This is a genomic window from Trinickia sp. LjRoot230, assembly GCF_964253315.1.
GTDB lineage: Bacteria > Pseudomonadota > Gammaproteobacteria > Burkholderiales > Burkholderiaceae > Trinickia.
Genome location: NZ_CAXUQX020000001.1, coordinates 882,013 through 897,511 on the forward strand (window position 1 = coordinate 882,013; position 15,499 = coordinate 897,511).

The window sequence follows — 15,499 nt, forward strand, 5'->3', positions numbered from 1 at the left end:
CGGCACCCAGACACTAACAACGGCACGGAGGAACGGTCATGTGCTATTCAAACGAGCGCGTTCGCGCATTAATGATGTTCGTATTGGTCGCGCTGGCGGGCCTGCTTTCGGCATGCTCGATGGTGCCTGGCCAGCGCATGGAAACCCCTTCCACCCTTGATGAGACGGGCGGCGAATACAGCAAGGAGGCGCAACAAAAGGTGCAGGTGCCGATTACCGACATCAACCTTTCGTTGATCCGACAGTTGAACGGGCAAGCCAGTAAAGACACGCTGGCGCCGGAAATGCAAAGCTTGTTTGGCAAGCCCGGCTCGTATGCGGTCGGCCCCGGCGATGTGTTGCAGATTACCGTGTGGGATCACCCTGAACTCGCGGCGGCGCTGGGCCAACCCGCAGGCACGACACGCGAGTCTGATGCCGCGCCGGGCTTCGTCGTCGACGAGGCGGGCAACATTCAGTTCCCCTATGCCGGCACAGTGCATGTGGCCGGCGACAGCGTCGAGGCCATCCGGCGCAAGATCGTCTCGCGCATCAGCAAAGTCTACAAGACCCCCGAGGTTACGGTGCGGATCACGTCGTTCCGCTCGACGCAGGTGTATGTCGACGGTGAAGTCGGCAAGCCCGGCGCGCAGCAGGTCAACGATATTCCGATGACGCTGACGCAGGCGATCGGCCGTGCGGGCGGCTTTACGTCGAATGCGGATCAAAGCCAGGTGACGCTCGTACGCGGCGGCACGAGCTATCCGCTGAACTTCGGCGAACTGGTGCGCACGGGGCACAACCCGGCAGACCTCGTCCTCAAGCCGGGTGACATGGTGCGCGTCGGCTCGCGCGACGAGCACGGCATATACGTGATGGGCGAAGTGAACAAGCCCGCCACCGTGATGCCGATGCGTAACGGCAAGATGACGCTCGCTGAAGCAATCTCGCAAGCGGGCAGCCTGAACCCGAACACCGCCGCGGCGAAGCAGCTCTTCGTGATTCGCGATTCGACGGGCAGCAATCCGCAGATTTATCACCTCGATGCGACGTCGCCCGTCTCGATGGTGCTCGCGAATCAGTTCGCGTTGCAGCCGAAGGACGTGGTCTACGTCGATAACGGCGGGCTCGTCAAGTTCAACCGCGTGCTGAATCTGTTCCTGCCGGCGATCAACGCAGGATTGACGGCGGCCATCGTAACCAAATAGGTGCACACACTCTTCGCCCCGTCGCGCGCGGCGACGGGGCGTCGCGCCCAGCAACCGGGGTCATCGATATGGCTATGAATTTCGAAAATCGCTACACCGACGTGTCGGCATCGGACGAATTGCGCCTGACCGATTATCTTCAGGCGATATTCAGCAATTGGCGCTTAATTGCCACGATCACGCTGGCCGTGACACTGGTGGGCGTGGGCTATGCGTTTCTCGTGCGAGCCGTCTACAAGGCGGATGCCGTCATTCAGGTGGAGGACGTGCAAAACGGCGAGAACGGTGGTGGAGGCGGCGGCAATCAGCAGCAGCAGATCCAACCGCTTTCGCGGATGTTTACGCGCAAGGCGACGACGGCCGCTGAAATCGAATTGTTGAAGTCGCGCCTCGTCACTGAAGCAACCGTGCGCGATCTGCATCTCGACATTGCTGCGCAACCGCGGATGGTGCCGGTGGTCGGTCCGTTGCTCGCCGCGCTCACCATGGGCAAGTTCGGCTTTCGAATCGACCCGTTCATGGATCTCGGCGGTTTCGCTTGGGGTAACGAGAAGATTTCCGTTGCGCGCTTCGATACACCGAAGACGCTTTACGGCAAGACGTTGACATTGACGGCGGGGCCCGCCGGCACGTTCACGCTCAGCGACCCGGACGGCATTGCGATTGCGAGCGGCCGCGTCGGCGAGGATGTTCGCGCCGCATCGACGGCCGGGCCGGTGCTTGTGCATATCGACCGGCTCACCGGGCGCTCCGGCACGCAATTCGAACTGACGCGTTCGTCGACGCTCGATACCGTCGAGCGCTTGCAAAAAGCGTTGCGCGTGACGGAAACGGCCTTGCAGTCGGGCGTCATCAACGTCGTGCTGCAAGGGGAAAATGCGCAGCTCACTGCAGACATTGTCAATGGCATCGCACGCCAATTCATCAAGCAGGACGCAGACCGCCGTTCGGCCGAGGCCGAGCACACGTTGGCCTTCCTCGATCAGCAACTGCCGCAATTGCGTCATGAGTTGGATGCGGCGGAGCAGCGCTATAACTCGTTCCGTAACACGCACGGCACCGTCGATTTGAGTGAAGAGAGCCGTTTGTTGCTGCAGCAAGTGGTCGACAACAAGACGAAGCTCGCCGATTTGCAGCGCCAGCGGGCCGACCTCTCGCAGCGCTTTACCGCGAGCCATCCGGCCGTCGCTGCACTCGACGCGCAAATCGCGCAGTTGCAAGGCGCGCAGGGGCAGATGTCGAAGAGCGTGTCGCAATTGCCCGACACTGAGCAGACAGCGCTGCGGCTGTTGCGCGACGTGCGCGTGGATACCGAGCTTTATACGAACCTGCTGAACAGCGCGCAGCAACTGCGTGTGGTGAAGGCGGGGCAGGTCGGTAACGTGCGTGTCGTCGATTTTGCCGAAGCTCCCGATCAGCCGGTGTGGCCGAAGCGTTACATCGTGCTTCTGATCGCATTCGGTGGCGGGCTATTTATCGGCATCGTTGCGGCCTTCGTGAAGAAGGCGCTCTACGGCGGCGTCGAGCGGGCCGACGAAATCGAAAATGCGATCGGCGTACCCGTGTTCGCCGTCGTGCCGCGCAGCGGCTTGCAATTGCGTCTGCAGCAAAACGTGATGATGCGCCGTCAAGGGTTGCACGTGCTCGCGGCGCAATCGCCACAGGACATTGCTGTCGAGGGCGTGCGCAGCCTGCGCACGACGCTCGAGCTGTCGCTCGACCATGCGCGCAACAACATCGTCATGCTGACAGGCTCGCGACCCGATGCCGGTAAGTCGTTCCTGTCGGTCAACCTCGCGGCGCTTGTCGCATCGGCCGGCAAGCGCGTGCTGGTGATCGATGGCGACATGCGTCGCGGCGAAGTTCACTCGCATTTCGGTATTCGTCATCAACCGGGGCTGTCGGACGTGCTGCGCGGTGCGGAACCCGCTTCGGTCATCCAGCGCGAAGTACTGCCGGGCCTCGACGTGTTGACGAAGGGCACGTTGCCGAGCCATCCGTCGGAGCTGCTGATGAGCGAGCGCTTTCGCGATTTGCTGGCCGCGCTGTCAAGCCATTACGACCTCGTGATCATCGATACGCCGCCAGTGCTGGCTGTCACCGATTCGACGGTGATCGGCAAGTATGCGGGCACGACGCTGCTCGTCGTGCGCTATGGCCGGCATCCGATCGGGGAGATTGCCGAGACGGCCAAGCGGCTCGAAACGGGTGGCGTGAACTTGCAAGGCGTGCTGCTCACGGACGTGCCGCCTGCGGTGCCGATGTTGGGCAGCTCGTACAACGGGGGCTACTACGGCTACGAAAGCATCGCCGAATGAGGTGCGCGGGAGCACTCATTCAGCAGGACTTAAGCATGGAATATTTCGGCCCGCGTCGTGGCACGAGCGGCGCGGCCCCACCATCGAGAGGACAAGACGATGAACCACAAGGTCGCGTTGATTACGGGAATTACGGGGCAAGACGGCTCTTATCTGGCCGAATTGCTGCTCGGTAAAGGCTACATCGTGCATGGGCTCAAGCGCCGCACGTCGCTTTTCAATACAGAGCGGATCGATCATCTTTATCGGGACCCGCATGAAAGCGGCGAACGTCTTTTTCTTCATCATGGCGACCTGACGGATTCGGCCAGCATGCTGCGCGTGATTCAGCAGGTCGAGCCCGACGAAATTTACAACCTGGCGGCGCAAAGCCACGTCGCGGTGTCGTTCGACGAGCCCGAGTACACGGCCAACGCCGACGGGCTTGGTGCACTGCGTGTGCTCGAAGCCATCCGCATCCTCGGTATGGAAAAGAAAACGCGCTTTTATCAGGCGTCGACCTCCGAACTCTACGGCCTCGTGCGCGAAGTCCCGCAACGCGAGACGACGCCGTTTTATCCGCGCAGCCCGTATGCGGTTGCCAAGCTCTTCGCCTATTGGACGACGGTCAACTACCGGGAGGCGTATGGCATCTATGCATGCAACGGCATTTTGTTCAATCACGAGTCACCGGTTCGCGGCGAGACCTTCGTCACGCGCAAGATCACGCGGGCGCTTGCGCGCATCGCGGTGGGCCTGCAAAAGGAGCTGTATCTGGGCAACCTGTCGGCGCTGCGCGATTGGGGGCATGCGCGCGACTATGTCGAGATGCAGTGGATGATGCTGCAGCAGGACGCGCCGGACGACTTCGTCATTGCTACCGGAGAACAGTACAGCGTGCGCGAGTTCATCCAGCGCGCGGCAGCGGAGCTGGGCGTCACGCTGCGCTTCGAAGGTAGCGGACGCGATGAACTTGGCATTGTCGAGCATGTCGCGAACCGTGAAATGCGCATGAATGCGGGCGACGTCATCATTCGCATCGATCCGCGCTATTTCCGGCCGACCGAAGTGGAGACGCTGTTGGGCGATCCGTCCAAGGCCCATGCAAAGCTCGGTTGGCAGCCGCGTACATCGTTCGATGCGTTGGTGAAAGAGATGGTGCGAGCGGACTATCAGCTTGCACGGCGCGATGCGCTCGTGACGCTTGCCGGCTTCACAGCGCTTGAACATCACGAGTGAGGAGACACGACGATGGACAAGCATGCACGCATCTACGTTGCCGGCCATCGCGGTATGGTTGGCTCGGCACTGGTGCGCGAACTCAACGCGCATGGTTATCGCGATCTCGTCACGCGCACGCACAGCGAGCTCGACCTCACTGATCAGCACGAGGTCAACAGCTTTTTCCACGATGCGCGCATCGACGTGGTGCTGCTGGCCGCGGCGCGCGTCGGCGGGATCATGGCCAACGCGACGCAGCCGGCGAGGTTTCTTTACGAAAACCTGGCGATCGAAACCAACGTGATTCACGCGGCGTATCGCGCCAGCGTGGCGCGGCTCGTGTTCTTCGGCTCGTCATGCATTTACCCTAAACTTTGCCCTCAGCCGATTCGTGAGGAGTACTTATTAAGTTCAGCGCTTGAACCGACCAACGATGCCTATGCCATCGCGAAGATAGCGGGCCTCAAGATGTGCAACGCCTATAACAGCGAATACGGCACGCACTATGTGTCGCTGATGCCGACTAACCTCTATGGCCCGAACGACAACTACGACCCGCGTGGCTCGCATGTGCTGCCGGCGCTGATACGCAAAGCGCACGAGGCCAAGATAGCGCGCGCACCCACGCTCACCGTCTGGGGCACGGGCGCGCCGCGCCGCGAATTTCTGCATGTCGACGATCTGGCCGCGGCCACGCGCTTTTTGCTCGAGCACGACGTGGGTGAGGGCGTCTACAACGTGGGCGTCGGCGAAGATTTGTCGATTCGGGAGTTGGCCGAATGTGTCGCGCGCATCGTCGACTATCGCGGCGAGCTCGTATTCGATGCCACGAAACCCGATGGCACACCGCAGAAATTGCTCGACGTATCGCGTCTGGCCAGCATGGGATGGCGCGCGAGCATTGACCTCGAGGACGGTATCGCCAAGACCTACGAGGATTTTTGTGCACACCACTGCGCACTCGAAGCGGCATCGAACGGATGATTCGAAACATGACAGCAACCGTGACGATCTTTCACAACGTCGTGTGGTCCCGCCACAAGGGCGTCGTGTTTTCCGCGCTGCATAACTTGTCGATGGCGGGGACGATCCGCTACTCGATGGTGCAGATCGCCGATACGGAAACCGATCGCATCGGGTTTTCGGATGTCGACTATTCGTTCCACCGTTATCCGATGGAAAAGCTGTTCGACGGTTGCTACGAAGACGTGCCGGTGTGGAAGATGATTGGCCGGCTGACGTGGGCCGTGATGCGGGCGAAGTCGGACCTGATCGTGCTGCCGGGCTATCACCGCCCCGAATACTGGGCCATGCTCGCGGCGTGCATCGTGACGCGTAAGCGGCGTGCCGTCTTTTGCGATTCGACGGGGCGCGACAAGCCGAGGCGCCTGATGACGTCGATTCCCAAACGCATTTTCTTTTCGTTGTGCGACGGTTATTTCGGCTTCGGTGAACGCTCTCGAGAATATCTCGCTTCACTGGGTGCACGAGCCGATCGCATCTTCGTGCCGTGCCAGGCGGCGGCGCTGCCGCGCTCGTTCTCGCGCGAGCGGGCCTATGACCAGCGCTTGGCGAAGCGGCGCGAGAACGAGCCGGTATTTCTTTACGTGGGCCGGCTGTCGGAAGAAAAGGGTATCGACACGTTGCTGGCCGCGTTCGCACAGGTGCGCACCACCGTGCCGCTCGCCACGCTGCGCATTGTCGGCACCGGGCCGATGCGCGAGGCATTGCAGGCGTCGGTCGATGCGCTTGGGGTGCGCGGCACCGTGCATTTTCTCGGCAGCTTGCAAGACGAGCCGCTCTCGAACGAGTACTTCGGCGCGACGTGCCTCGTATTGCCGAGCTACAGCGAGCCTTGGGGGTTGGTCGTCAATGAAGCGTTGAGCCACGGGTGTCCGGTTGCAGTCAGCGATCGATGCGGATGCGTGCCCGAGCTCGTCGTGCCAGGGCAGACCGGCTTTTCGTTTGCGGCAGGCGACGTCGGGGCGCTGCGCGATACGATGCTCTCGGCCATGCGGCAGTTCGCCGACACCGGGGCAACGGCGCGGCAATGCATGGACACGATCGCGCGGTTCGATCCGCGTTCGGCAGCGGCCAATATCGCGCGCGGCTGCGCGACGATGCTGGTCGGCACGCCAGGCAATAAACCAGCCTCGGGCGTTGAGCAACTGCGTCAATGAAGCTGCTCGTCTATGGGTTGAACTACGCGCCCGAGCTGACCGGCACCGGCAAATACACGGCCGAAATGGCTGAGGCGCTGGCGGCGCGCGGACATGACGTGCGCGTCGTCACCGCGCCGCCCTATTACCCGGAATGGCGTGTGGCCGACGGCTGGTCGGCTTGGCGTTATATGCGCGAAGTGCGCGGCGGTGTGCGCGTATCGCGTGCGCCGCTTTGGGTGCCGGCGCGGCCGAGCGGCGCGACGCGGCTCGTTCATCTCGCGTCGTTTGCGCTGAGCTCGGCTGTGCCGATGCTGCGTCACGTGCGCTGGCGCCCCGATGTCGTGATGGCGATTGCGCCGACGCTGCTGTGTGCGCCGGCGGCGCTTGCGGTGGCGCGTGCCGCCGGCGCCCGCGCTTGGCTGCATGTGCAGGACTTCGAGGTGGACGCCGCGTTCGGCCTCGGGCTGCTCGACAGCGCACGTGCGGCACGCATCGCGCGTGCTATCGAGCGAACAGTGCTGCGGCGCTTCGATGTGGTTTCGTCGATTTCGGCGAAGATGGTCGCGCGTCTCGTGCTGCTGGGTGTTGATGCACCGAAGACGTTTTGCGCGCCGAACTGGGTCGATGTCGATACGATCCGTCCGCTTGAGCGCGCAAGTGCTTATCGGCGCGAGTTGGCTATCGCGGACGATGCGAAAGTGGTGCTTTACGCCGGCAATATGGGCAAGAAGCAAGGGCTCGAGCATCTCGCCCGCGCGGCCTTGCTGCTGGCTGCGCGCAACGATATCTGCTTCGTGTTCTGCGGGGAAGGGCCGACGAAGACCGCGCTTGCCGCATCGGTTGCGGGTTTGTCGAGCTGTCGCGTGATTGGCTTGCAGCCGCCTGAGCGACTCAACGAACTGCTCAACGTTGCCGATATCCATGCGCTGCCGCAGCGTGCCGATGCCGCCGATCTCGTGATGCCGTCGAAGCTGACCGGCATGATGGCGAGCGGGCGCGCGATCGTCGCGATGGCGCGCGAGGGCACCGAGCTGCACGAGACAGTGGCGCCGCGCGGTGTCGTGGTGGAGCCCGACGACGCGCAGGCGTTCGCCGATGTCATCGCCGCGCTCGCCGACGACGCGCCGCGTCGTGCGTGCCTGGGTGCGGCGGCGCGGGAATTCGCGGAGCGCACCTTGTCGCCGGGGGCGGTGTTGGGACGACTCGAGGCGCGGCTGGTGGAGTGCTGCGTGCGTGACGTGGGCGACGTATTGGATACGTTGGACACTTGATGGGCGAACGCTGACAACTACAACCGGAACCCGAACGTTCCGCTCAACCCGCATCAGGCGTTTCAGCATCCGTATCCGGTTCATCGAGGCCCTGATGTTTGACCCATTTCGGGTCGAAAGACTCGGCCCGTTCGCCTCGCAATTTCAGCGGGAAGTCGGGCCTTAGTGGGATGGGTTCGAACTCGAGGCCGTGCGCGTTATAGGTAATGGTGACGTGTGCGACATAGTCGGAGTCGCCGTATGTCCAGCCGGCGCCTTTTTCTTTTGCCAACAGCCAGCGCGTTTTTAGCGCTGGCGCGTCGAAACGCAGTGCGATGCCAGCGCCCAGACGTACCAAATGCCAGTCGGTGTGTGCAACGACCTCAAGCGGTCTGAGGTCCGGCAGAAATGGCTCTCGCAGCGAAGTGGGGCTGCGCACGACGGTGACATGCATCTTGTCGGGCGGCACCAACGTCTCAGGCGGCACGCCCAATGTTTCGATCGCCAGCGCAAAGATGCGCTGCGCGCTTTCCGGTTCGACCTGACGAGAGATATAAAGGCCGGTCTCGCGGCCCGACAAATTCACCGCGCGCACGTCGGCAGACCGAGGCAGAGGCGTAAGTGCCGCAAACCGGGAATCCGAGGAGGGCGGCGATGACGGCGGGCTCCGTATCTCTGGCGGCTCCTCGTCCGGCACACGCCCCGAGACATTGTCCGGCCCCTCGGCCCCTGAACCTCCCCCGATACCGGCTAGCCCCATGGCCCGCTCCCGATGCGATGTTTTGCCGACGCCGCGTCTGGGCGGCTACCGATTCCAGCTCAAGCGGTGCTGACGTTAGCCAAAAAGCGCCGCTTGCGAGAGGGCGCATGCGAAGCGCACACTGCAATAGCGAGCTTTTCGGGGCGCGATCGAATGATCGCCGCGCATCGAAGCGGTGCCAAGCCCCTCGCGATGCCTCATTCTGGTGCGCGAGCGGAGCGTGCGACACACCAGCAGGCCCTGGGCACCGCATCGGCACGCAAATTGCGTTCGAGGACTCCGAACGCCCGGATGCCGCGAACGCGGGTTTGTCCCGTGTCGCCAGGTCATAACCCCGGCTACCGTGGAGGGGAGCCCAATAAACGAACAAACAACGACGACAAACAAACATCGAACGAACCGCGAACACCATCGCAAACGGAAAATCGGCCATGACACAAGCCTTCTTCAGCGAGATGTTCGAGTGCGACGGTCCGGATACAACTGGCGTATCTGCGGCCGCTTTTTCGGCTTGCGGCCGGCCGCACGCGCACTACCGGGAGTTTTTCGCCTGGATGTGCGCGCAAAGCGAGCAGCAAATCAGTAACAAACGTGCGGAAGCGGACCTGAACTTCCGGCGCGTCGGCATCACCTTTGCGGTATATGGCGCGAAGGACGAGACCGGCGTGGGCACCGAGCGGACCATTCCGTTCGACGTCATTCCACGCATCTTCCCGGCTCACGAGTGGGCGGCGCTCGAGCGCGGCTTGCGTCAGCGCGTCAACGCGCTGAACCGGTTCATTCACGATATCTATCACGAGCAGTCGATCATCCGCGCGGGCGTGATCCCGATCGAGCAGATCGTCGCTAACGGGCAGTATCGTCCCGAGATGAAAGGCGTCAACGTCGCGCGCGATATTTATGCGCATATCGCCGGCATCGACATCGTGCGCGCCGGCGAGGGCGAGTTCTACGTGCTCGAGGACAACCTGCGCGTGCCATCGGGCGTGTCGTATATGCTCGAGAACCGCAAGATGATGATGCGGCTGTTTCCCGATTTGTTTGCCCGTAATCGCGTCGCGCCCGTGGCGCACTACCCGGACCTGCTGCTCGACACGCTACGCGCCGCTGCGCCGCAAGGGGCCCACAACGCCACGATCGTGGTGCTCACGCCGGGCATGTTCAACTCGGCCTATTTCGAACACGCGTTTTTGGCGCAGCAAATGGGCGTCGAGCTCGTCGTCGGGCAGGACCTCTTCGTCGACGCCGGGTTCGTCTATATGCGCACGACTCAAGGGCCGCAGCGCGTCGATGTCATCTATCGGCGCGTCGACGACGATTTTCTCGACCCCGAAGTGTTCCGCGCGGATTCGACGCTCGGTGTGCCGGGCCTGCTGGCGGCGTACCGGGCCGGTAATGTGACGCTGGCCAATGCGGTCGGCACCGGTGTGGCCGACGATAAATCGATCTACCCGTACGTGCCCGACATGGTGCGGTTCTATCTCGGCGAAGAGCCGCTTCTGAACAACGTGCCCACGTGGATGTGCCGCAAGCCCGATGACCTGCGCTATGTGCTCGAGCACCTGCCCGAGCTCGTCGTCAAGGAGACACACGGAGCGGGCGGCTACGGCATGCTCGTTGGGCCCGCGGCAACGAAGGCCGAAATCGAGACGTTTAGGGCAGCGCTTCTCGCAAACCCCGACAAATACATCGCGCAGCCGACGCTCGCGCTATCGACTTGTCCGACTTATGTCGAAGCAGGCATTGCGCCGCGCCATATCGATCTGCGCCCGTTCGTACTCTCGGGCAGCGAGGTGAGGATGGTGCCGGGCGGGCTCACGCGTGTGGCGCTGCGCGAGGGTTCGCTCGTCGTCAACTCATCGCAAGGCGGCGGCACCAAGGATACCTGGGTGCTCGAGCAGTAAATCGAGTAGCGACGCAGCATCACATTTGACAACGCCATTCGGGAGCCATCATGCTGAGCCGCACCGCCGACCATCTCTTCTGGATGGCCCGCTATACCGAGCGTGCCGAAAATACCGCCCGCATGCTCGACGCGAACTATCAAATGTCGCTCGTGCCGCAATCGGACGAATATGCCGCGCTCGGTTGGCGCGCGATGTTGTCCATTTCCGAGCTGGCCGATATTTATGCCGCCGCGCATCGGAGCATGAAGAGCCGCGATGTCATCGCTTTCATGTCGAGCGACCGCGACAATCTTTCATCGATCATCAGTTGCCTTTGCGCCGCACGGGAAAATGCACGTGCGGTGCGCGGGTCCATCACGACCGAGCTGTGGGAAACGATCAACACGACCTGGCTCGAATCACAGCGCATGCTGGCCGACGGCGTGCTCGCACGCGACCCGTGCGAGTTCTTCGAGTGGGTCAAGTTCCGGTCGCATCTTTCGCGCGGCGTGCAGCTTGGCACGATGGTCAAGGACGAGGCGTTTTATTTCATGCGCCTCGGCACCTTTCTCGAACGCGCCGACAATACCGCGCGCATTCTCGATGTCAAGTTCCAGATGCTCGAAGAACGCAGCGGCATGCAAACGCCGCCGCCGGCGCAATCGCTCGATTACTACCATTGGGCGGCTGTGCTGCGCTCGGTTTCGGGCTTCGAGGTCTATCGCAAGGTCTATCGCGATGTGATTACGCCGGAGCGTGTGGCTGGGCTGCTCGTGCTGTTCGCCGATTGGCCGCGCTCGCTGGCCGCCAGCCTCGACGAGGTCCGGCAGATCATTGCGCGCGTGCGCAACCCCCGTTCGGGACGCGCCGAAGCTATGGCAGTGCAACTGCACAACGATGTATGCGCGTGCTTTATCGGCGAAATCCTGCGTGACGGGCTGCACGGGTGGCTGACGGAATTCCTCGCGCGCGTCAACGAACTCGGCAGTTGCATCAGCCGCGATTTCCTCGTGCCGCTCGCCCCCGAGCCTGCGCTTGAGCAGACGCAAACGCAAACGCAAACGCAAGAAGGCGCTCAAGGCGAAACCCAAAGCCACGCGCAAACTCAAACCCAAACGCGCACGCACACCGCAGCGCACTCGACATGAGCATCGTCGAACGAACTTTTTCCGACTCTCGCTGCGAGGCTCCCACGTGTCGATTCGCGTCGCGTTAAACCATGTCACGCACTATCAGTACGATCGGCTCGTCGCGCTCGGGCCGCACGTGGTCCGCCTGCGGCCGGCGCCGCATTGCCGCACACCAATCCTCAGCTATTCGATGCGGGTCGAGCCGGCGAAGCATTTCGTCAACTGGCAGCAGGACGCGTTCGCCAACTATCAGGCGCGGCTCGTCTTCCCCGAGCCGACGCAAACGTTTCGCGTCACCGTCGATCTCGTTGCCGAGATGTCGGTCTACAACCCGTTCGATTTCTTTCTCGAGCCGCTAGCCGAACAGTTTCCATTCGCGTATTCGCCCGAGCTTGCCGGGGAGCTTGCACCGTATCTCGCGACGCATGCCGCGCCGACGCCGCGCTTTGCCGCACTCATCGAAAGCATCGATCGAACGCCGTGTCGCACGATGGATTTTCTCGTCGCGCTCAATCAACGCCTCGCCACTGAAATCAGCTACTTGATTCGGATGGAGCCGGGCGTGCAAACACCGGAAGAGACGCTCGAGAAAGCGTCCGGCTCGTGCCGAGACACCGGTTGGCTGCTCGTCGAAACGCTGCGCCAGCTCGGGCTCGCGGCGCGCTTCGTGTCGGGCTATCTGCTGCAACTCGCGCCCGACGAGAAAGCGCTCGATGGCCCGAGCGGCACCGAAGTCGACTTCACCGACCTGCACGCGTGGTGCGAGGTCTATCTGCCCGGCGCGGGTTGGGTCGGGCTTGATCCCACCTCGGGGCTGCTCGCGGGCGAGGGGCATATTCCGGTCGCCTGCACGCCGCAGCCGGGCAGCGCCGCGCCGGTGTCCGGCGCGCTCGACGAGTGCGAGGTGACGTTCTCGCACGAGATGTCGATCGAGCGGGTGCTCGAGACGCCGCGTGTCACGAAACCTTATACCGACGCGGTGTGGGCTGATGTCGAGCGCGTTGGCGCGCAGGTGGACGCCGATCTCGCCGCGTTGGACGTGCGACTGACGATGGGGGGCGAGCCGACCTTCGTCTCGGTGCGCGATCGGGATTCAGCGGAATGGAACACCGATGCGCTCGGGCCGACCAAGCGCGGCTATGCGGTCGCGCTGATGGACAAGCTGCGCGCGCAGTATGGCGCGAACGGCTTTTTGCATATGGGGCAGGGCAAGTGGTATCCAGGCGAGCAGCTGCCGCGCTGGGCGTTGTCGCTCTATTGGCGGGCCGACGGCGAGCCGTGTTGGCACGATGCGACGCGCTTCGCGGACGAACGCGAGCCGATGCATTACACGTCGGAAGACGCCGGGCGGTTCATCCGGCATCTGGCGGGCAAGCTCGCGCTCGACGGTGACTGCATTCAGCCGGGCTACGAGGATGTCTGGTACTACCTGTGGCGCGAACGGCGTTTGCCAGTGAACGTCGATCCTTTCGATTCACGCCTATCCGACGAACTCGAGCGGCAGCGGTTGCGCCGCGTGTTCGACGCGGGCCTGAGCGCGGTGACGGGCTATGCGCTGCCGCTCGCCCGCGAGCGTGAGGATGAAGACGCGGACGAACACGAGCACGAGCACGAGCACGACGCCGCGGCGACGCGGGCGGGTCCGCGTTGGGTGACGGGGCCTTGGTTTCTCCGCGATGAGCGCATGTATCTGATGCCGGGCGATTCGCCGATGGGGTATCGATTGCCGCTGGATTCGTTGCCGTGGGTCTCGCCCGCCGATTACCCGTGGCTGCATCAACATGACCCTTTCGCGCCTGCACCCACGTTGCGCAGTGCCACGCAGTTGCGTACGCAGTACGTCGCGCGCGATGCCGTTGATGCGTCGCCGGCCGCGACAGCAGCAGCCGTCGGCGGCAGCGATGGCCGCAACGGCTTGAATGGCCCCGAGCGCGACTCGCACCTGCCCGAGCGTGGCGAATCGGCCGCATCGGTTCGGCGCACGGCACTCTGCGTGGAAGCGCGTAATCCGGCGCGTGCTGCGGGCCCACAAGCGGAAGCCGAGGCCGTCTTGCAGCAGCGCGAAGGCGGTGCGCTCTATGTCTTCATGCCGCCGCTTGCCGTGATCGACGATTACCTCGATTTACTCGCGGCCATCGAAGCAACGGCAACGGACTTGCAAGTCAAGATCGTCATCGAAGGCTACCCCCCGCCACGCGACGCACGGCTCAAGCTGCTCCAGGTGACGCCCGACCCGGGCGTGATCGAAGTCAACATTCATCCCGCTTCGAGCTGGGACGAACTCGTCGATCACACCGAATTTCTCTACGGCGCCGCGCGCGCGTCGTACCTCGGGCCCGAAAAATTCATGCTCGACGGGCGCCACACCGGCACGGGCGGCGGTAACCACATGGTGCTCGGCGCCGCGTCGCCGGCCGACAGTCCGTTCTTGCGACGCCCCGATCTGCTCGCGAGTCTGATCGGCTATTGGCACAATCACCCGTCGCTGTCGTATCTCTTTTCGGGGCTTTTCATCGGCCCGACGAGCCAGGCGCCGCGCGTCGACGAGGCGCGCAACGACCAGCTCTACGAACTCGAAATCGCATTTCGTGAACTGCAGCGTCAACTCGACGGGCTCAGTGCGCTGGGCGAGCAACGCGAAGGCGGCCACCCCGTCCCGCCGTGGCTCATCGATCGCACGCTGCGCAATATCCTGATCGACGTCACAGGCAACACGCACCGCGCCGAATTTTGCATCGACAAACTCTATTCGCCCGACGGCCCGACCGGCCGGCTCGGCTTGCTCGAACTACGCGGGTTCGAAATGCCGCCGCACGCGCGCATGAGCCTCGTGCAGCAACTGCTGCTGCGCGCGCTCGTCGCGCGGTTCTGGCGCACGCCATATACGACGCGCCTCACCCGCTGGGGCACCGAGCTGCATGATCGCTTCATGCTCGGCACATTCGTCCAAGCCGATTTCGACGACGTCCTCGCCGATCTGCGCGCGGCGGGCTACGCGTTCGAGCGCGCGTGGTTCGCGCCGCACTTCGAGTTTCGCTTTCCACTCGTCGGCGAACTCCATCTGAGCGGCATCGCGCTGACGCTGCGCCATGCATTGGAACCGTGGCATGTGATGGGCGAAGAGGGCGCGGCCAGCAGCACCGTGCGCTTTGTCGATTCGTCGCTCGAGCGGCTCGAAGTGCGCGTGCTTGGTTTGAACGGAAACCGTCATCTGATCACCGTCAATGGCGTGCCGCTGCCGCTGCATCCGACGGGCCGCGCGGGCGAGTACATCGCCGGTGTGCGCTTTCGGGCCTGGCAGCACGGCACGTCGCTGCATCCGACGATCGGAGTGCATGCGCCGCTGACGTTCGACATCGTCGATACGTGGTCTGAGCGCTCGGTGGGCGGATGCCAGTATCATGTCGCCCATCCGGGTGGACGAAATTATCAGACGTTTCCCGTCAACGCGAATGAAGCGCAGAGCCGGCGGCGTGCGCGCTTTTTCACAATCGGCTATACACCCGGGCCGATGTCCGTGAAAGCGCGCGAGCGCAGCCTCGAATTGCCTTTTACGCTCGATCTGCGCCGCACCGGGGACGACGACTGACCTGAGCACTGACGAAC

General features: G+C 63.2%; 10 protein-coding genes. 9 read left to right on the forward strand and 1 reads right to left on the reverse strand.

Annotated elements, in window-relative coordinates; all coding sequences use genetic code 11:
- Positions 1-38: 38 nt before the first annotated feature.
- The 6 genes from ACSQ20_RS04135 to ACSQ20_RS04160 all read left to right on the forward strand — a co-directional run bounded on the left by ACSQ20_RS04135 (position 39) and on the right by ACSQ20_RS04160 (position 8,138).
- On the forward strand, positions 39-1,187 hold the full coding sequence (locus ACSQ20_RS04135) for a polysaccharide biosynthesis/export family protein (protein WP_436017706.1): 1,149 nt from the start codon (positions 39-41) through the stop codon (positions 1,185-1,187).
- 68 nt (positions 1,188-1,255) lie between these two features.
- A complete protein-coding gene (locus ACSQ20_RS04140) occupies positions 1,256-3,505 on the forward strand; it encodes a polysaccharide biosynthesis tyrosine autokinase (protein ID WP_436017708.1) in 2,250 nt (749 codons plus the stop codon).
- A 99-nt stretch (positions 3,506-3,604) separates the two neighbouring features.
- A complete protein-coding gene (gene gmd / locus ACSQ20_RS04145; RefSeq protein ID WP_436017710.1) occupies positions 3,605-4,723 on the forward strand; it encodes a GDP-mannose 4,6-dehydratase in 1,119 nt (372 codons plus the stop codon).
- A 12-nt stretch (positions 4,724-4,735) separates the two neighbouring features.
- Positions 4,736-5,689, forward strand: coding sequence for a GDP-L-fucose synthase family protein (locus tag ACSQ20_RS04150; RefSeq protein ID WP_436017712.1), 954 nt, complete (start codon positions 4,736-4,738; stop codon positions 5,687-5,689).
- 8 nt (positions 5,690-5,697) lie between these two features.
- The gene (locus ACSQ20_RS04155; RefSeq protein WP_436017714.1) at positions 5,698-6,885 is read left to right on the forward strand and encodes a glycosyltransferase family 4 protein; all 1,188 of its coding nucleotides are present in this window, start codon (positions 5,698-5,700) and stop codon (positions 6,883-6,885) included.
- Positions 6,882-8,138 carry a glycosyltransferase WbuB gene (locus ACSQ20_RS04160; RefSeq protein WP_436017716.1) on the forward strand — a complete coding sequence of 419 codons (1,257 nt, stop codon included), beginning with the start codon at positions 6,882-6,884 and terminating at the stop codon, positions 8,136-8,138. Before ACSQ20_RS04155 ends, ACSQ20_RS04160 begins: the two co-directional genes overlap by 4 nt.
- Positions 8,139-8,181: 43 nt before the next feature.
- Here the strand turns inward: ACSQ20_RS04160 and ACSQ20_RS04165 are convergent, their stop codons facing one another.
- Complete coding sequence (locus tag ACSQ20_RS04165; RefSeq protein ID WP_436017718.1) at positions 8,182-8,877, reverse strand: hypothetical protein; 696 nt, start codon at positions 8,875-8,877, stop codon at positions 8,182-8,184.
- A 431-nt stretch (positions 8,878-9,308) separates the two neighbouring features.
- On the opposite strand from ACSQ20_RS04165, the gene ACSQ20_RS04170 reads away from it, so the two are divergent.
- The 3 genes from ACSQ20_RS04170 to ACSQ20_RS04180 are packed head-to-tail and all read left to right on the forward strand — an operon-like array spanning position 9,309 to position 15,482.
- Complete coding sequence (locus ACSQ20_RS04170) at positions 9,309-10,781, forward strand: circularly permuted type 2 ATP-grasp protein (RefSeq protein ID WP_436017720.1); 1,473 nt, start codon at positions 9,309-9,311, stop codon at positions 10,779-10,781.
- Positions 10,782-10,831: 50 nt separating this feature from the next.
- Positions 10,832-11,911: an alpha-E domain-containing protein gene (locus ACSQ20_RS04175; RefSeq protein WP_436017722.1), complete on the forward strand. Its 1,080-nt coding sequence runs from the start codon at positions 10,832-10,834 to the stop codon at positions 11,909-11,911.
- A 46-nt stretch (positions 11,912-11,957) separates the two neighbouring features.
- Complete coding sequence (locus ACSQ20_RS04180) at positions 11,958-15,482, forward strand: DUF2126 domain-containing protein (protein ID WP_436017724.1); 3,525 nt, start codon at positions 11,958-11,960, stop codon at positions 15,480-15,482.
- Positions 15,483-15,499 lie beyond the last annotated feature (17 nt).